Source organism: Noviherbaspirillum phoenicis, from assembly GCF_047237965.1.
Classification (GTDB): Bacteria; Pseudomonadota; Gammaproteobacteria; order Burkholderiales; family Burkholderiaceae_D; genus Noviherbaspirillum_A.
Genome location: NZ_JBDFLX010000002.1, coordinates 392,954 through 408,371 on the forward strand (window position 1 = coordinate 392,954; position 15,418 = coordinate 408,371).

The following is a 15,418-nucleotide window of genomic DNA, read 5'->3' on the forward strand; positions in this document are numbered from 1 at the left end:
ACCTGCATCGCAGGGCGTTGCCGCAGTCGGCAAGGCCGTCCGGTTCCAGGGACCCGATCAAGCGTGGGAGCCGGCACGGTGTTCCCATTTGTTGTTCCCGGTAAACGAGTATCATGCCGCGATGGATATCAACAGAGACCTGCTGCCGCCGTTCGTGGATCTGCTGCTGGATGCTGTCTTTCTCGTAGGCCTGGACGGTCGTGTCGTTTATGTCAGCGCAGCCTGCGAACGCATTTTTGGCTACACGCCGCAAGAACTGACGGGACAGCGGCTGATCGACCATGTCGCGCCGCAAGACCGTGCGCGCACCATTGAAGAGGCCGCCAAGGTCGTGTCCGGACGCCCCCGGATCGGCTTCGAGAACCGTTACGTGCACAAGGACGGCCACCTGGTGGCGATCATGTGGTCAGCCCGCTGGTCTGATACCGCACAACTGCGCATCGGCGTCGCCCGCGACATCAGCGAACGCAAGCATGCGGAGCAGATGCAGGCGGCAACCTATGCCATCTCGGAGGCAACGCACGATGCCACCGACCTGCGCCAGCTCTTTCAGGAAATCCACCGCATCATCGCCACGCTGGTGCCGCTGATCGGCTTTGCCGTCGTTACCTGCGATACGGTAACCGGCGAGCCGGCTTTTGCCTGCCGCGCCGGCCCGCATGCCTATCCGGGAGCCGACTGGGACGCGGAGGCGCTGCGGCATTGCGCCGCCGTGATCCACACCGGCCAGGCCACGGCGCTGCCCGACGACCAGCCGGGCGCGCCGTCATGGCTTGCGATGCCGCTGGTGGCCCAGAAGGAAACCATCGGCGTGCTGCTGGTCAAGCAGCCGGCCGGCATCGTACACACCGAGAAGGACAACGAGCTGCTGCATTTCGTCGCGGCGCAGGCCGCCATGGCGATCAGGCGCAGGAATCTCAGCGATGAACTGCTGCGGCTGGCGCGCTACGACCAGTTGACCGGGCTGGCGAATCGCCGCCTGTTCGAGGACCGCATGGAGACGGTGCTGGCGCGCTGCCGTCGCAAGCAATGCCGCACTGCGGTGCTGTTCATCGATCTCGACGGCTTCAAGCAGGTCAATGACACCCTGGGACATGCCGTCGGCGACCTGCTGCTGCAGCACGTGGCGCAGCAGCTGAAGCGTTCGGTGCGCGAAGTCGACACGGTGGCCAGGCTGGGCGGCGATGAATTCGTGATCCTTCTGGAAGAGGTGGAACAGGAACAGCAGGCAATGGTGGTGGCCGACACGGTGCGCAGGGCCTTGCAGCGGCCGGCCACTGTCAACGGCCAGCTGCTGCAGGCGCGCGCCAGCATCGGGCTCGCCTTCTATCCCGACCATGGCCTGGAAGCCGGCCATATCCTCAGGCATGCGGACCAGGCAATGTACCTGGAAAAGAAGACCGGCCGTTCCGTTTCGGATTGAGCCGCCGCCCGGCCCCGCAAGCGCCGAATCTCAGCCCTGCCGCTGCAGCGCCGCCAGCTGACTCCGGATGCCGCTGAAAACCGGTTCCGACACCGAAGCCGGAAAGTCCGCCGGCAGGCGGGCGGCCACCTCGTCCAGGGCGGCCGGCGCGCGGCGGATGAAACGCTCGATCACCGCTTCGAAATCCGCGCCCATCGCATTGCGCCTGGCCGTCTCGTTCCAGTGCCTGCGCTGGATGTCGGCCATCCGGTAATGGCCATTGCCGGCGCGTAGCGCCATCGCCATCGCCACCTTTTTCCAGGGCAGCCGGTTCGGGCCGTCGCCGATCACGGGCCAGGCGGACAGCACGTCGTACAGCGGCGTGAGCCGGTAAGCGCCGCCGCGCTCCAGGAAGATGCTGAAATTCTTGGCATGCCCGTCCGGGGCGGCGAGCAGCCAGAACAGCAGCTGCGCGGCGAGAAAGGTCTCGCGGTCCCGGGTTGCGGCGCTGCTGCCGCGCAGCCGGTCGAGGATGGCCGCCATCCCCGGCCCGCCCCGGTTTTCGTACTTCAGCTCCACCGGGCAGCCCAGCGCCTGGCAAAAGTCTTCCTGCGGCAGCCTGGCGATCCAGCCATCCATCCGGCGGCGGTCGAAGCGTTCCACCACCAGCACCTTGTGCCGGCCGAACCGTTCGATGTGGCTGTTGGCGGCTTCCAGGCCGAAGGCCCTGGCCAGCAGCGAACAGAGCCATTCGTTTTCCACCGAGGTCGAGAAGTCGGCGCGGGCGCCGCCGACTTCGCCCAGCGGCAGCTTCAGGATGTGGCTGGTGGGCGTGGCCGCCAGCGGCCGGCACCATGCTCCCTGCCAGAGCAGCGCGGTTTTTTCCTGCGCGCCGGCAATCGAGATGCGCAGTTCCTCGCCGTCGTCCGCCGCCAGCCCGGCGCCGCCGATGGCGGCATCGAGCAGGCGTTCCACCTGGCTTTCCGACAGGGGTTGCGCGTCGATCCTGCGCACCTCCGGCGCGGCGGCGTCGGCCGGCAGCAGCATCACCGCGCCGACGCAGTCGCGCCCGATCTTTTCGATCAGGTCGAAGGCGCGTGTGGACGCGGCGCCGAAGCGGCCCGCCAGCCGCTTCCGGATCGCCAGGCTGTCCGGCAGCAGGTTGTCGAAGTAATGCTCGACCGCCTCGCCGCCGAAGGCATCGCTGCCCTGCGCCAGCGGCAGGGACAGCGACAGGGGCCGCGCGTTGGGGCTGGACAGCCATGCGGCGTGATAGGCAAAGCGGTGGCTGGCGCCGGCCAGCGTCCAGCGGCCGACCCGCTCGCCGTTCATCCAGACGTCGAGCGCGCGCGTGCGGGAAGGCCGGCCGGCCATCTACCACTGCTCCCCGGATGCGGGCGCCGTCGCCGCTTGCACGCGCGCGCCGATGCTCAGTTCGGCGTCCAGCGCCATGGCGAGCGTCAGCAGGGTGTCGAGATTGACCTTTTCCGGCCGGCTCTCGATGGCGGAGATCCGTTCCTGCGACAGGCCGACCCGGCGGCCAAGCTCCGCCTGCGACCAGCCCCGGGCCTTGCGCAGGCTGCGCAGCACCGGGCCAAGCTGACCGGTCGTACGGATGGGCGTTGTCATTCGGGCTCCTCGGGCAGGTGGTGACTGCATGGAACAGGCGACGTCATGGACCTGATTGTCTGTTCGTATTTTATATGTTTAAACGAATAAATCGGGATTATTCGTCAAAAAGAATAATTTAGTTTTATTCGTCAAGGAGCGTACTGCCAGCGGAACCATCCTCGTAAAAGTGCGATGTTCAACCACCCCAACCGCACAATGGACGAATAAAGCGATTACGGGCAACATGGACGGCAACCACTGCCTGATGCAGGCGGCGCCGTTCCATTGAACTTCACAAAAAGAAGAGGAGAAACGTCATGAGTGTATCCAATGCACCGGTCGTGCTGCGCCGTGAGGGCGGCGTCGCCTGGCTGATCCTGAACCGCCCGGAAGGGCTCAATGCGCTCGACATTCCGACCGCCAATGGCTTTCATGACGCCTGCGCCGAACTGGCGGCCGACGCCGGCGTGCGTGCCGTCGTGCTGCGCGGCGAGGGCCGCACCTTTGGCGTCGGCGGCGACCTGGCGGCGTTGCGGCAGGACCCGGTCGGCACCGCGATGGCGCTGATCGAGCCTATGCACAAGGGGGTCAGGCTGCTGGCGGCGATGAATGCGCCGGTGATCGCCAGCCTGCATGGCAGCGTGGCGGGCGGCAGCCTGAGCCTGGCCATGGCCTGCGACCTGGCGATCGCCGCCGATACCGCCCGCTTCAACCTGGCCTATGTGAACGTCGCCGCCAACTGCGACGTGTCCGGTTCCTGGAACCTGCCGCGCCTGGTTGGACTGCGCAACGCGATGGCCATTGCGCTGCTCGGCGATAGCTTCGACGCCGCCGAGGCATTGCGGCTGGGCCTGATCAACCGGGTGGTGCCGGCTGCCACGCTGCAGGAGGAAACCGACGCGCTGGCGCGTCGCCTGGCCGACGGCCCGACGCTTGCCATCGGCCGCATGAAGCGCCTGCTGCGGCAGTCGCTCGACAATGACTTAGGCACCCAGCTCGACCTGGAGCGCGACAGCTTCCGCGCCAGCGCCGCCACCGAGGATTTCGCCGAAGCGATGGATGCGTTCTTTTCCCGGCGCGCGCCGCATTTCAAGGGCAGGTGATTCGCGGCGCCGCGCCGGGTTTGTCCAAACCGTACGGCCATGACGGCAGTCTGTCTGGCTGCCGATCGGTTGAACTCTGGCGACAGGTCTTTCTCTACAGAACAGCCCGGCGGCATGGTCCGCCGGATTCAACGTTCATTGATCAGCGGAGGCAAGCATGTCCAGGGTTCTCGTTCTTTACTATTCCAGCTACGGCCATATCGAAACCATGGCGAACGCAGTCGCCGAAGGCGCGCGCGCCACCGGCGCGACGGTCGACGTCAAGCGGGTGCCCGAAACCGCGCCGGCGGAAGTGGCGAAGAACGCGCATTTCAAGCTCGACCAACCGGCGCCGGAAGCCAGGGTGGATGAACTGGAGAGTTATGACGCCATCATCATCGGCGCGCCAACCCGCTATGGCCGCATCCCGTCCCAGATGGCCAGCTTCCTCGACCAGACCGGCGGCCTGTGGGCGCGCGGCGCGCTCAACGGCAAGGTCGGCGGCGCCTTTACCTCCACCGCCACCCAGCACGGCGGCCAGGAAACCACGCTGTTTTCCATCATCACCAATCTGCTGCACTTCGGCATGACCGTGGTCGGCCTGCCGTACAGCTTCCAGGGCCAGATGACGATGGACGAGATCGTCGGCGGCAGTCCCTACGGCGCCACCACCATCGCCGGCGGCAAGGGCGAGCGCCAGCCCAGCCAGATCGAACTGGCGGGCGCGCGCTTTCAGGGCGAACTGATCGCCAAGACCGCCAACAAGCTGTTCGGCTGAACCAGGCGGGCAGACCGGAAGACAGCGCTCTTCCGGCCTGGGGCGGCAAGCGGCGGGCGTTGATTGCCGCTTGCCTACCGCCTCAGATATCTTCGTCCGCCGTGCTCTTTCCGCCCTTTTCCTTGGCTTCCACGTCGCCGCCCTGCACGACTGGATCTTCCCCGGGCACGGTTTCATGCACGATGGTGGGCTGGGCGGCGCGGTCTTCTTCGCCCGGCAGCGGCGGGGTGCGGTTCTCGGTGTCGCGGTTCATGGCAGTCTCCTGTTGATGGAATGGGAATCACTGTCCCGACTGTAGGCCGGCGCGCATCTGCTGCCTATCGGACAAGCAGCGGTTCGGCCGTCGGAATCGGCTGACAGACGGGTTCGCGGTTGTTGCGCCAAACGACGGCGAGGGCGAAATGGCTGAACCGGGGCGCTTCCTGCGGGCTCGACAGGGAGCGGCAATACCGCCGCAGGCGCTCTCCGGATCATTCGTCCGTTGCCGGGAGCAGCCGTTTCGTGGCGATGTCCGCCACAGGGAATTCCTCCATGAACGCAAGCTCTTCCGGCCGGCTCGCCATGCGCGGCACGCTTTACCTGGCCATGCTGGCCGCCGCGGCGTCGCTGGGCGGCAGCACGGTGCAGAACCTGCGCCGTGCGGCGCGCCTGACGCGGCTGAGCAGGCCGTTCCATGCCAGCCCGGAAGCGGCCGAGGCCAGCCTGCTGATCGTCGGCGACAGCACCGCGCTGGGCACCGGCGCCAGCACGCCGCAGGCCAGCCTGGCGGGCCGCATCGCCGCGCAGTATCCGCGGCTGCGCGTGCGCAACCTGGCCCGCGCCGGCGCGCGTTTCGCCGACATTGCCGGACAGTTGCACGATGCCGGGCGGCATGACCTGATCCTGGTGGCCGGCGGCGCCAATGACGTGATGCGCTTTACGCCGCGGCGGCGCCTGGCGCAGGACATCGACCTGACGCTGCATCGCGCAGCCTCCCAGGCGCAGCGCGTGATCCTGGTGCCTGCGCCGAACGTGGGCAATGCGCCATTCTTTCCGCGGCCGCTGTCGTGGCTGCTCTCGCACCGGGCGCGCCTGCTGCACCGGCTGGCGCGGGCCAGCGCCGGCGCGGTGGGCGCGGCCTATGTCGACCTGTACCGCGAGCAGGCCGCCGATCCGTTCGCCCGGGACCCGCAGAGGCTGATCGCGGCCGACCGTCTGCATCCGAGCGATGCCGGCTATGGCGTGTGGTTCGATGAACTGGAACGGCAGGCGCCCTTGTCGCAACTGCTCGGCATGCCTGCGCCGGATACGCGTCAGACGGCCTGGCCAGGCGACTTGTAGAGCGTCAGTTCCCAGCAGTCCTGCCGGCTGTCATGGCGCAGGATGTAGCTGGCCTGGTCGCTGGTGGATACCTTGAAGTAGATATAGTCGGACGCCGGCCAGCGGTCGACGACGTCGAGCACGGTGATCCTGTCGGCGCCAAGCCAGAAGGCAGCCGGCTCCAGCAGGCCCAGCGGGCCGGTGACGGTGTCAACCCTGAGCAGCATCGGTGGGCAGGTGGCTGGTCTTCATGACGGCATCATGCCTGCTGCGCGGCCTTCGATGCTTGATCCGGCGCGTGCCCAGTGCACTTGCATTGCCGGAAGCCGGGATCGGGCCGGCGCCTGACGGGGGCGTTGCCCGGTCATGGCGCTGCTTCCCGATCAGGCATGGCGATGCCCAGGCTTTTCAGGCGCCGGTAAAGCGTGCGCTCGCTCAAACCGAGCTGCCGGGCAAGCGCGCGCCGCGTTCCCGGGAAGCCGCGCGCCAGCCTGGCCAGTTCGGCATCCGGCATGCGCCTGCCCGACGGCGCCGGCAGGCCCGCCTGCGGCGCAGCCGGCGGCCCGCCCGCAATCAGCGCCGGCAGCTGCGGCAGGTCGATGACGCCGTCATCGGCAAACAGGCTGGCCCGCTCCAGCACATTGCGCAGTTCGCGGATATTGCCCGGCCAGTCATGGCCGGCCAGCCTTGCCAGGGCCTGCGGCGTGATGCGCAGCGGCCGCGACGACTGCGCCATGCGCTGCAGGAAGGAATCGACCAGCAGCGCAATGTCGCCGGCGCGGTCGCGCAGGGCGGGCAGCTCGATCGGAAAGGTGCTGATGCGGTAATACAGGTCCTGGCGGAAACGGCCGTCGGCCACCATCTCCCGCAGCGGCTTGTGAGTGGCGGCCACCAGGCGGAAGTCGGCATGCAGGGTTTCCACGCCGCCGACGCGGCGGAAAGTGCCGGTTTCGATCAGGCGCAGCAGCTTGACCTGCATGCCCAGCGGCACGTCGCCGATCTCGTCCAGGAACAGCGTGCCGCCGCGGGCGGTCTCGACCAGCCCGTGCTTGCGGCTTGCCGCGCCGGTGAAGGCGCCTTTCTCGTAGCCGAACAGTTCGCTTTCGAACAGCGTCTCGCTCAGCCCGGAGCAATCGACCACCACGAACGGCCCGCGCGAACGCTCGCTGGCCTCGTGCACCGCGCGCGCAAACAACTCCTTGCCGCTGCCGGATTCCCCCAGCAGCAGCACCGGCAGGCGCGATGGCGCCACCCGCTGCAGCGCTTCCAGCGCCTGCATGAAGCGTGGCGAACGTCCGACCAGGCCTTCGCTGCTGGCGCGGGCCGAGGCCTGGCGCACCGTCACCAGGTGCTCGACATAGCCGATCACATTGCCCGACTCATCCAGGATGGGACGCAGTTCCACGTTCACATGCTCCGGGCCGCGCGGCGTGTGATGGATGTGCAGCACCCGGTCCGGGCCGCGCTTTTCCAGCGCCTTCTTCATCGGGCAATGCTCGCCGGCCAGGTCGCACGGCCGGTCGTAGTGGTGGGACACCCGGAAACACTTTTCTCCGACCACGGACTGCCCCGCCAGGCCGAACTGGCGCCGGTAGGCCGTGTTCGACGCCAGGATGTTGTAGTCGGTGTCGAGCACGATGGCCGGCTGGGCTTCCTGGTCGAGGTAGGAAACGAGCGCCTGCACCTGGGTAACGGGAACGCTGGAAGTCATGGTCGGCATCCATTCGGGAAAGTGGGAAGGGCAGGCTGGCAGGGCGGGAAGCGCTGCCAGGCTTGTCTGCCAATTGCTGCCATTCTCTGCCATTTCAATGTCACTGTCAGTATCGCAACGCCGATGCCGGTTGGCGGACATAACACTTTAATCCTTCATATTCAATCACTTGGATTTAAAAATAACGATTTTCAGCGGCTGGCACGCTGCTTGCGGTACCGGTTGACATCAATGTCAGCGTAACGCTGGAGGACACATCATGAATGGCAACAGCATCCTGCAAGTGGAAGGCTTCTTCGACCCGCACACCTGGACCGTCAGCTACCTCGTGCTCGACCGCGAGACCCGGCAGTGCGCGCTGGTCGACAGCGTGCTGGACTACGACCCGAAATCCGGGCGCACCGGCCACGCCAGCGCCGACCGGCTGATTGCGCGGGTCGGGGAACTGGGCGCCAAGGTGCAGTGGATACTGGAAACCCATGTGCATGCCGATCATCTGTCGGCTGCGCCCTACCTGAAGGAAAGGCTGGGCGGCCGCGTCGGCATCGGCAGCCGGATCACCACCGTCCAGGACGTGTTCGGCAAGCTGTTCAACGCCGGCCCCGGCTTCGCCCACGACGGCAGCCAGTTCGATCACCTGTTCGAGGACGGCGAGGAGTTCCGCATAGGCGGCTTGCGGGCGAGGGCGATGCACACGCCCGGCCATACGCCGGCCTGCATGACCTATGTCGTCGGCGACGGCGTCGAGGACGCCGCCTTCGTCGGCGACACCCTGTTCATGCCGGACTACGGCACCGCCCGCTGCGACTTTCCCGGCGGCGATGCGCGCACCCTGTACCGCTCGATCAACAAGGTGCTCTCCCTGCCGCCGGCCACCCGGCTCTACATGTGCCACGACTACCAGCCCAACGGCCGCGAGGTGCAGTTCGTCAGCACCGTCGCCGAGGAGCGGGAAAAGAATATCCATGTGCGCGATGGCATCAGCGAGGAAGAATTCGTGGCGATGCGGACCAGGCGCGACGCCACGCTGGAGATGCCGGTGCTGATCCTGCCGTCGGTGCAGGTCAACATGCGCGCCGGGCACCTGCCCGAGCCGGAAGACAACGGCCGGCGCTACCTGAAGATACCGATCGACGCGCTATGAACAGCAAGCGCGCAGTTCTTTCATTCGATTCGCTTCCAGGCAGGAGACAACCATGGACATCCGCATACTGACTCCCGAACTTTCCGTGTCGCCGCAGATTGTGCCGGCGGACGTGCCGGCGCTGCAGGCGGCGGGCTACCGCGCGCTGGTCTGCAACCGCCCGGACGGCGAAGGCAACGACCAGCCGCTGTTTTCGGAAATCGAGGAAGCCGCCCGCGCCTGCGGCATCGAGGCGCATTACCTGCCGGCCGAGTCGGGCAAGGTCAGCGACCGGCAGGGCGCGGAATTCGGCGCGCTGTTGGCGCGGCTGCCCAAGCCGGTGCTCGCCTACTGCCGCACCGGCATGCGCTCGACCACGATGTGGGCGCTGTCGCAGTCGGGCAAGCGGCCGCTGTCGGAGATCATCGATGCCGCCAGCCATGCAGGCTTCGACCTGAAGGGCGTGGTGCGGCGCATCGCCAGTGGCGGGCGCACGCCGGTGGAGGTCAGCGAGGCCGAGCACGAGGTGGTGATCGTCGGCGGCGGCGCGGCCGGCATTGCGGCGGCCGCCAGCCTGCTGGCGCGCAGCCCGGGGCTGGACGTGGCCATCATCGACCCGGCCGACGTGCATTACTACCAGCCCGGCTGGACCCTGGTCGGCGGCGGCGTCTTCGATGTGCGCGACACGGTGCGCGCCATGGGCTCGCTGATCCCGCGGGGCGCGCACTGGATCAAGGCCGCGGTCGCCGCCTTCGAGCCGGAGCGCAATGCGGTGGTCCTCGACGGCTGCCGCGTCGTCCGCTACCGGCAACTGGTGGTGTGCCCGGGGCTGAAGCTGGACTGGCATGCGATCGACGGCCTGGCCGAGACGCTGGGCCACAACGGCGTCACCTCGAATTACCTGTACCACCTCGCACCCTATACCTGGGAACTGGTGCAGGGCCTGCGCGGCGGCCGGGCGCTGTTCACCCAGCCGCCGATGCCGATCAAGTGCGCCGGCGCGCCGCAGAAGGCGATGTACCTGGCCGCCGACCACTGGCGCCGCAACGGCCTTCTAGACAAGGTCGACATCGGCTTCTTCAATGCCGGCGCGGCCCTGTTCGGCGTGCCGGACTATGTGCCGGCGCTGATGGAATATGTGGAAGCCTACGGCATCGACCTCCATTTCACCCATGCGCTGACCGCGATCGACGGACCGGGCCGGGTGGCGACCTTCACCCGGACCGCGGCGGACGGCACGAAGGAACTGGTGCAGAAGCCGTTCGACATGATCCATGTGGTGCCGCCGCAGAAGGCGCCCGACTTCATCCGCGTCAGTCCGCTGGCGGATGCGGCCGGCTGGGTGGACATCGACCCGGCAACGATGCGGCACAAGCGCTATCCCAATGTGTTTGCGATGGGCGACGCCGGCAATACGCCCAACGCCAAGACCGCCGCGGCAGCCCGGGCACAGGCGCCGGTGGTGGCGCACAACCTGCTGGCGGCGCTGGGCCGCGCGAAGGGCGAGGCCCATTACAACGGCTACGGCTCCTGCCCGCTGACGGTTGAGCGCGGCAGGATCGTGCTCGCCGAATTCCTGTACGGCGGCAAGCTCGCGCCCAGCTTTCCATCGTGGCTGATCGACGGCACCCGGCCGTCGCGCCTGGCCTGGCTGCTCAAGGAGCGCATCCTGCCGCCGCTGTACTGGGAAGGCATGCTGAAGGGCCGCGAATGGATGGTGCAGCCCGAGCTGGTGGATGCCGCCGCGACCAGGCAAGCCGTCTCCTGAACCACTTTTGTCCAACCTGAAAGGAAGCTGCCATGAAAGCCAATGTCGGAAGCACGGACCGCGGCCTGCGCATCGTCGCCGGCCTGATCATCCTGTCGCTGTATTTCTTCCTCGGCGCAGGAACGCGCTGGCTGGCGCTGATTGGCCTGGTGCCGCTGGTCACCGGGCTGGCCGGCTGGTGTCCGCTGTACACCCTGCTGGGCATCCGCACCTGCCGCACGCCGTCGCGGCAGGGCTAGCTCGACATGCTGCCTGTGGCCAGTGCCGAGCCGTCCATCGCTGCCGGGGCCAAAGCCATCACTGCATATGGACGGCGCATTGCGCATTGCCGGAGTCGACCATGACGCTGTACCTGTTCCTGGGCCTGGTGACAGGCGCCATCCTCGCGCTGACCGGCGCCGGCGGCGGCATCCTGGCCGTGCCGCTGCTGGTGTTCGGCGCGCACATGAGCATGGCCCAGGCCGGGCCGATCGGCCTGCTGGCCGTGGGCATGGCGGCCAGCCTGGGCGCGGCGCTGGGCCTGCGCCAGGGGATCGTGCGCTACCGCGCCGCGCTGCTGATCTCCGGCGCCGGCATGCTGCTGTCCCCGGTTGGGCTGTGGCTGGCGGCAAGGGTGGACAACCGCTCGCTGACCATCCTGTTCGCTATCGTGCTGGCCATCGTCGCCTGGCGCGGCTTCCGCCAGGCCGGCGCCGCCGCCAGACCCGCCCTGCGCCATCCGCCCTGCCTGCGCGATGCCGCCAGCGGCCGCTTCATCTGGACCACGCCGTGCGCGCGCTCGCTGGCGATTGCCGGCGGCATCGCCGGCCTGCTGTCGGGCCTGCTGGGCGTCGGCGGCGGCTTCGTGATGGTGCCGGCGCTGCGCCGCACCACCGACCTGGAGATGGAGTCGGTGGTGGCCACCTCGCTGGCCGTGATCGCGCTGGTCTCGGCCAGCGGCGTGGCTTCCAGCATCGTGGCCGGGCGCCTGGCATGGGCGGCCGCCTTGCCCTTCTGCGCCGGCGCGCTGGCCGGCATGATGGGCGGCCGCATGGTCGCGGCCCGCATCGGCGGCGCCCATGTCCAGCGCGCCTTCGCCGCGGTGGCCGCGCTGGTCGCGCTCGGCATGGTGGCCAGGGTGGCGCTGTCGCTGCCGGCCTGAGCTGGCTGCTTCGGGCCGGCAGCCCGTCTCAGCGCGGCGCGGTGGCGGCCTTGCTGTCGACCACGCCGGGAATCTCTGTGGTCTGCCGGTCGAACTTGCCTTTCAGGTCGTCCACGCCGGACTGGGGCCTGGCCAGCGACTGCAGGTCGGCGCGTTCCCGGCGCTTCTTCCCGGTGTCGGTGCCAAGCGCCTTGTCGCGTTTTTCGACCAGGCCGGGCAGGATCTCGCCGTCGCGGCTGAAGGACCATGCCAGCATCGGGTCGCCCAGCGGCAGCTTGTCGCCGGGCTGTCCGGCCATGCCGGTGTTCCAGAAGTGCCAGGTCTTGCCGTAGCTGTTCATCTTGGTCTTCATCAGCGACTTTTCCGCCGCCCGCGGTATGCCCGGCGCCACCAGCTGGCCGGACAGGATCTCGCCGTTGTGCGGATGCCAGTACTTGCGCTCTTCGTCAGGCAGGGTGGCAAACAGCTTTTCCGAGATGATGTACTCGACGCCATGCATGTTGGCCTTGGCCGTATTGCCGTCGAACAGCACGCACTGGGCAAAGTCCTGGTTGACCTGGCGGCAGTAGTGATGGGCTTCCATCTGGGCCTGCGGCTGGTCCTTCATCGGGTGAAAGCCGACCAGGTAGATATCGAAGCCGCGCAGCGGCGCCTTGCCCTGCAGCAGCTTGGCGCCGGCTTCCAGGGTCCGGGTCCTGGCCGTCTTGGGCTCGCCGCTGACGGCGGTCGCGGGTTCGCTGCTTTCCTGCGCATGGACGGCAGGCGCCGCGATCAGCGCGGCGGCAAGGAAGAGGCGGGCGCTGCCGGCAAGGGGGCGGGGTGTGGTCATGTCATTGCATCCTGTAGTGGTCTGTCGGGGTTAAGTGATGCCGGGCGCTGGGCACGCTGGGTTGGGCCAAGCCATGCACCTGGCATTTCAATCTACAAAAATATATAATATAGACGAGTAAAAAATCAGCGTGCATGTGCCGCTGCCATGACCACGGTCAAGGGGAAACGATGACAAGCACCGCCAATATCGATATCGAGCAGCTGCGCCAGGCCGCCGGCCAGGTCTGCGGCCTGCTGAAGGTGCTGGCCAATCCGGACCGCCTGCTGCTGCTGTGCCAGATGACGCAGGGCGAGTACTGCGTCGGCGAACTCGAGGAAACGACCGGCATCCGGCAGCCCACCCTGTCGCAGCAGCTCACCGTGCTGCGCGACGAGGACATGGTCGCCACCCGGCGCGAGGGCAAGCAGATCTATTACCGCATTGCCAGCCAGGAAGCGCTGGCGGTGATGACGGTGCTTCATGCGCTCTACTGCGCACCGGAACAGGAAAAGGAGCAAGCATCATGAACATCGACTGGACCCATTTCACGCCATGGGCCTCGCTGGCCGGCGGCATCCTGATCGGCGTCGCGGCGGCGGTCTTCATCCTCTTCAACGGCCGCATCGCCGGCATCAGCGGCATCCTCGGCGGACTGCTGCGTCCGGCCAAAAACGACATCCTGTGGCGCCTTGCCTTCCTGGCCGGCCTTGTTCTTGCGCCGCTGCTCTACGCCATGGTCAGTCCGCTGCCTGACACCGTGGTGGATGCCGACGCCGGCATCCTGATCGCGGCCGGCCTGCTGGTGGGCATAGGCACCCGCTATGGCGCCGGCTGCACCAGCGGCCATGGCGTCTGCGGCATCGCCCGGCTGTCGCCGCGCTCGCTGGTGGCGATCGCCTGCTTCATGGCGGCCGGCTTCGCCACCGTGTTCATCGTTCGCCACCTGCTGGCCTGAGGAGATCGTCATGCAGATCGTCATCGCATTGTTCGCCGGCCTGGTGTTCGGCATCGGCCTGATCCTGTCCGGCATGACCAACCCGGCCAAGGTGATCGGCTTCCTCGACCTGGCCGGCGGCTGGGACCCGTCGCTGGCGCTGGTGATGGCGGGCGCCATCGCGGCCGCCTTCCTGCCGTTCCGCTTGGCCGGGCGCCGGTCGGGCGCGCTGCTCGGCGGACCGATGCGGCTGCCGGCGGCCACCCGGATCGACCGCCGCCTGGCGCTGGGCAGCCTGGCCTTCGGCGTGGGTTGGGGACTGGCCGGCTATTGTCCCGGCCCGGCGCTGGCCTCGCTGCTGTCGGGCGGCATCAAGCCGCTGGTCTTCGTGCTGGCGATGCTGGCCGGCATGGCCCTGTTCGAGTTGCTGGAATGGCGGCCGCGGGAAGGCCGGCAGAAGGTTGCCTGAGCGCTTGCCCGAGCGCCTGGCGCATCCGGCATGGTCCAACCCAACCACGGAGTTTTCATGCCGGAAATAATGAAGGTCGCTAGCCTGTTCGCACTGACCGCCCTGGCCGAGATCGTCGGCTGCTACCTCCCATGGCTGGTGCTGCGCGACGCCAGGACGCCCTGGCTGCTGCTGCCGGCCGCGGCATCGCTGGCGGCGTTCGCCTGGCTGCTGACGCTGCATCCCGCGGCGGCCGGCCGCACCTATGCGGCCTATGGCGGCGTGTACATCGTGGTCGCCCTGCTGTGGCTGCGGCTGGTCGATGGCATCGCCCTGAGCCGCTGGGACCTTGCCGGCGCGCTGCTGGCGCTGGGCGGCATGGCGGTGATCGCCTTGCAGCCGCAGTTGAAATGAGCGAATGACCGGATGACCGCGGATGGCCTGGCGCTCCGCCGTGCAGGCGCCGCCATGCTCCCGGCGCCGGGCCGGCTGATATACTGGCGCGCTTTGCGGCGGCGCCGGCAGGGTGGTGCGCGTCGCTTTCATCGACAGCCTGGGGTGAATACGATGCGGCACGGGAGGAAGCCTTCCTGGCAACAGGAGGGCGCGGAACCTGACTACCGGTTCTCGCTGGCCAACGAGAGAACCTTTCTGGCCTGGATCAGGACCGCGCTGTCCATCCTGGCCGGCGCGGTGCTGGTACACCAGTTCGCCAGCCGGCTGCAGCCCACGCGGCTGGTGCTGGCGGGGACGATACTCCTGTGCGCGCTGGCCGCGGGGCTGTGCGGCCTGGCCTATTTCCGCTGGCGGGCCAATGAAATCGCGATGCGCCATGCAGAGCCCTTGCCCTTTCCCCATGTGATTCCGCTGTTGTCCGTGTGCCTGTTCGCGCTGGGCGTCCTGGTCGGCCTGATGATCGCTTTCACCTGAGCGCCGCCGTATCGTGCCCGGCCATCGCGCCCTGCCTCCGTACGACCCCGGCCTTCAAGCCGAACGGACCGTGCTTGCCTGGAGCCGCACCGCCTTCGCCTTCCTGGTCAATGCGATGCTGTGGCTGCGTGCCGGCCTCGCCGATGGCGACAACGCGCTGCTGCTGTTCGGCGCCGTGCTGCTGGCGCTGGCGGCCGGCTTCCATGCCTGCGGCAGGCGGCGGGGCAGGGCATTGACCGCCGGCGGCAGGCCCGTTGCGGCGCATCCCGCGCTGATGCGCGCACTCGCGCTCGGCGCGGCGCTGGCCTGCCTGCTCGCGGCGCTGGCCAGCGCGCATTTCGGCAAGGGCTGACCGGGCATCGCCGGCGCTGGCCGTTGCT

The 15,418-nt window shown here is 67.9% G+C and carries 20 protein-coding genes; 14 read left to right on the forward strand and 6 right to left on the reverse strand.

All coding sequences use genetic code 11. The features are described 5' to 3' along the window. Positions 1–121 precede the first annotated feature (121 nt). Positions 122–1,423, forward strand: a complete 1,302-nt coding sequence (locus ABC383_RS21365) for a diguanylate cyclase domain-containing protein (protein WP_413017014.1) — start codon at positions 122–124, stop codon at positions 1,421–1,423. A 30-nt stretch (positions 1,424–1,453) separates the two neighbouring features. On the opposite strand, the gene ABC383_RS21370 is transcribed toward ABC383_RS21365, so the two are convergent. Further along, complete coding sequence (locus tag ABC383_RS21370) at positions 1,454–2,776, reverse strand: type II toxin-antitoxin system HipA family toxin (RefSeq protein ID WP_413017016.1); 1,323 nt, start codon at positions 2,774–2,776, stop codon at positions 1,454–1,456. Further along, positions 2,777–3,031: a helix-turn-helix domain-containing protein gene (locus ABC383_RS21375; protein ID WP_413017018.1), complete on the reverse strand. Its 255-nt coding sequence runs from the start codon at positions 3,029–3,031 to the stop codon at positions 2,777–2,779. Between the two features lie 299 nt (positions 3,032–3,330). Between ABC383_RS21375 and ABC383_RS21380 the strand changes: the two genes are divergently transcribed. Together ABC383_RS21380 and wrbA are read left to right on the forward strand one after the other, a co-directional pair. Beyond that, positions 3,331–4,116: an enoyl-CoA hydratase/isomerase family protein gene (locus tag ABC383_RS21380; protein WP_413017020.1), complete on the forward strand. Its 786-nt coding sequence runs from the start codon at positions 3,331–3,333 to the stop codon at positions 4,114–4,116. Positions 4,117–4,273: 157 nt separating this feature from the next. Beyond that, positions 4,274–4,873, forward strand: a complete 600-nt coding sequence (wrbA, locus tag ABC383_RS21385) for an NAD(P)H:quinone oxidoreductase (RefSeq protein ID WP_413017022.1) — start codon at positions 4,274–4,276, stop codon at positions 4,871–4,873. An 82-nt stretch (positions 4,874–4,955) separates the two neighbouring features. Here the strand turns inward: wrbA and ABC383_RS21390 are convergent, their stop codons facing one another. Next, positions 4,956–5,126, reverse strand: a complete 171-nt coding sequence (locus ABC383_RS21390) for a hypothetical protein (RefSeq protein ID WP_413017023.1) — start codon at positions 5,124–5,126, stop codon at positions 4,956–4,958. A 278-nt stretch (positions 5,127–5,404) separates the two neighbouring features. Between ABC383_RS21390 and ABC383_RS21395 the strand changes: the two genes are divergently transcribed. Continuing rightward, a complete protein-coding gene (locus tag ABC383_RS21395; protein ID WP_413017025.1) occupies positions 5,405–6,193 on the forward strand; it encodes a GDSL-type esterase/lipase family protein in 789 nt (262 codons plus the stop codon). On the opposite strand, the gene ABC383_RS21400 is transcribed toward ABC383_RS21395, so the two are convergent. Both ABC383_RS21400 and ABC383_RS21405 read right to left on the reverse strand, forming a co-directional pair. After that, a complete protein-coding gene (locus ABC383_RS21400; protein WP_413017027.1) occupies positions 6,166–6,399 on the reverse strand; it encodes a hypothetical protein in 234 nt (77 codons plus the stop codon). The two genes, ABC383_RS21395 and ABC383_RS21400, sit on opposite strands and share 28 nt — an antisense overlap. A 137-nt stretch (positions 6,400–6,536) precedes the next feature. Continuing rightward, entirely contained in the window at positions 6,537–7,883 is a 1,347-nt protein-coding gene (locus ABC383_RS21405; RefSeq protein ID WP_413017029.1) for a sigma-54 interaction domain-containing protein, read from the reverse strand. Between the two features lie 259 nt (positions 7,884–8,142). On the opposite strand from ABC383_RS21405, the gene ABC383_RS21410 reads away from it, so the two are divergent. The 4 genes from ABC383_RS21410 to ABC383_RS21425 all read left to right on the forward strand — a co-directional run bounded on the left by ABC383_RS21410 (position 8,143) and on the right by ABC383_RS21425 (position 11,915). Then, positions 8,143–9,027, forward strand: a complete 885-nt coding sequence (locus ABC383_RS21410) for an MBL fold metallo-hydrolase (RefSeq protein WP_413017031.1) — start codon at positions 8,143–8,145, stop codon at positions 9,025–9,027. Positions 9,028–9,079: 52 nt separating this feature from the next. Next, entirely contained in the window at positions 9,080–10,774 is a 1,695-nt protein-coding gene (locus ABC383_RS21415; protein WP_413017033.1) for a bifunctional protein tyrosine phosphatase family protein/NAD(P)/FAD-dependent oxidoreductase, read from the forward strand. A gap of 32 nt (positions 10,775–10,806) precedes the next feature. Continuing rightward, entirely contained in the window at positions 10,807–11,013 is a 207-nt protein-coding gene (locus ABC383_RS21420) for a YgaP family membrane protein (protein ID WP_413017035.1), read from the forward strand. 101 nt (positions 11,014–11,114) lie between these two features. Further along, the gene (locus ABC383_RS21425; protein ID WP_413017037.1) at positions 11,115–11,915 is read left to right on the forward strand and encodes a sulfite exporter TauE/SafE family protein; all 801 of its coding nucleotides are present in this window, start codon (positions 11,115–11,117) and stop codon (positions 11,913–11,915) included. 28 nt (positions 11,916–11,943) lie between these two features. Here ABC383_RS21425 and ABC383_RS21430 read toward each other — a convergent pair whose 3' ends face one another. Next, complete coding sequence (locus ABC383_RS21430; RefSeq protein ID WP_413017039.1) at positions 11,944–12,744, reverse strand: OBAP family protein; 801 nt, start codon at positions 12,742–12,744, stop codon at positions 11,944–11,946. Positions 12,745–12,914: 170 nt separating this feature from the next. Here ABC383_RS21430 and ABC383_RS21435 point away from each other — a divergent pair, with 170 nt between their 5' ends. From ABC383_RS21435 to ABC383_RS21460, 6 genes are all read left to right on the forward strand, one after another. After that, complete coding sequence (locus ABC383_RS21435; RefSeq protein WP_413017041.1) at positions 12,915–13,253, forward strand: ArsR/SmtB family transcription factor; 339 nt, start codon at positions 12,915–12,917, stop codon at positions 13,251–13,253. Further along, a complete protein-coding gene (locus ABC383_RS21440) occupies positions 13,250–13,681 on the forward strand; it encodes a YeeE/YedE family protein (protein WP_413017043.1) in 432 nt (143 codons plus the stop codon). The genes ABC383_RS21435 and ABC383_RS21440 overlap by 4 nt, the downstream gene beginning before the upstream one ends. Positions 13,682–13,691: 10 nt before the next feature. Then, positions 13,692–14,129 (forward strand): YeeE/YedE family protein, encoded by a 438-nt coding sequence (locus ABC383_RS21445; protein ID WP_413017045.1) that lies wholly within the window; start codon positions 13,692–13,694, stop codon positions 14,127–14,129. Between the two features lie 57 nt (positions 14,130–14,186). Next, entirely contained in the window at positions 14,187–14,522 is a 336-nt protein-coding gene (locus tag ABC383_RS21450; protein ID WP_413017047.1) for a YnfA family protein, read from the forward strand. Positions 14,523–14,675: 153 nt separating this feature from the next. Next, on the forward strand, positions 14,676–15,038 hold the full coding sequence (locus tag ABC383_RS21455; protein ID WP_413017394.1) for a YidH family protein: 363 nt from the start codon (positions 14,676–14,678) through the stop codon (positions 15,036–15,038). Between the two features lie 13 nt (positions 15,039–15,051). Further along, positions 15,052–15,390 carry a DUF202 domain-containing protein gene (locus tag ABC383_RS21460; protein ID WP_413017049.1) on the forward strand — a complete coding sequence of 113 codons (339 nt, stop codon included), beginning with the start codon at positions 15,052–15,054 and terminating at the stop codon, positions 15,388–15,390. The last annotated feature ends 28 nt before the right edge of the window (positions 15,391–15,418 follow it).

Excerpts from the sequence above, each read along its gene's own strand:
- ABC383_RS21365 (WP_413017014.1), top strand. The coding sequence starts at position 122 with ATGGATATCAACAGAGACCTGCTGCCGCCGTTCGTGGATCTGCTGCTG.
- ABC383_RS21370 (WP_413017016.1), bottom strand. The coding sequence starts at position 2,776 with ATGGCCGGCCGGCCTTCCCGCACGCGCGCGCTCGACGTCTGGATGAAC.
- ABC383_RS21375 (WP_413017018.1), bottom strand. The coding sequence starts at position 3,031 with ATGACAACGCCCATCCGTACGACCGGTCAGCTTGGCCCGGTGCTGCGC.
- ABC383_RS21380 (WP_413017020.1), top strand. The coding sequence starts at position 3,331 with ATGAGTGTATCCAATGCACCGGTCGTGCTGCGCCGTGAGGGCGGCGTC.
- wrbA (WP_413017022.1), top strand. The coding sequence starts at position 4,274 with ATGTCCAGGGTTCTCGTTCTTTACTATTCCAGCTACGGCCATATCGAA.
- ABC383_RS21390 (WP_413017023.1), bottom strand. The coding sequence starts at position 5,126 with ATGAACCGCGACACCGAGAACCGCACCCCGCCGCTGCCGGGCGAAGAA.
- ABC383_RS21395 (WP_413017025.1), top strand. The coding sequence starts at position 5,405 with ATGAACGCAAGCTCTTCCGGCCGGCTCGCCATGCGCGGCACGCTTTAC.
- ABC383_RS21400 (WP_413017027.1), bottom strand. The coding sequence starts at position 6,399 with ATGCTGCTCAGGGTTGACACCGTCACCGGCCCGCTGGGCCTGCTGGAG.
- ABC383_RS21405 (WP_413017029.1), bottom strand. The coding sequence starts at position 7,883 with ATGACTTCCAGCGTTCCCGTTACCCAGGTGCAGGCGCTCGTTTCCTAC.
- ABC383_RS21410 (WP_413017031.1), top strand. The coding sequence starts at position 8,143 with ATGAATGGCAACAGCATCCTGCAAGTGGAAGGCTTCTTCGACCCGCAC.
- ABC383_RS21415 (WP_413017033.1), top strand. The coding sequence starts at position 9,080 with ATGGACATCCGCATACTGACTCCCGAACTTTCCGTGTCGCCGCAGATT.
- ABC383_RS21420 (WP_413017035.1), top strand. The coding sequence starts at position 10,807 with ATGAAAGCCAATGTCGGAAGCACGGACCGCGGCCTGCGCATCGTCGCC.
- ABC383_RS21425 (WP_413017037.1), top strand. The coding sequence starts at position 11,115 with ATGACGCTGTACCTGTTCCTGGGCCTGGTGACAGGCGCCATCCTCGCG.
- ABC383_RS21430 (WP_413017039.1), bottom strand. The coding sequence starts at position 12,744 with ATGACCACACCCCGCCCCCTTGCCGGCAGCGCCCGCCTCTTCCTTGCC.
- ABC383_RS21435 (WP_413017041.1), top strand. The coding sequence starts at position 12,915 with ATGACAAGCACCGCCAATATCGATATCGAGCAGCTGCGCCAGGCCGCC.
- ABC383_RS21440 (WP_413017043.1), top strand. The coding sequence starts at position 13,250 with ATGAACATCGACTGGACCCATTTCACGCCATGGGCCTCGCTGGCCGGC.
- ABC383_RS21445 (WP_413017045.1), top strand. The coding sequence starts at position 13,692 with ATGCAGATCGTCATCGCATTGTTCGCCGGCCTGGTGTTCGGCATCGGC.
- ABC383_RS21450 (WP_413017047.1), top strand. The coding sequence starts at position 14,187 with ATGCCGGAAATAATGAAGGTCGCTAGCCTGTTCGCACTGACCGCCCTG.
- ABC383_RS21455 (WP_413017394.1), top strand. The coding sequence starts at position 14,676 with ATGCGGCACGGGAGGAAGCCTTCCTGGCAACAGGAGGGCGCGGAACCT.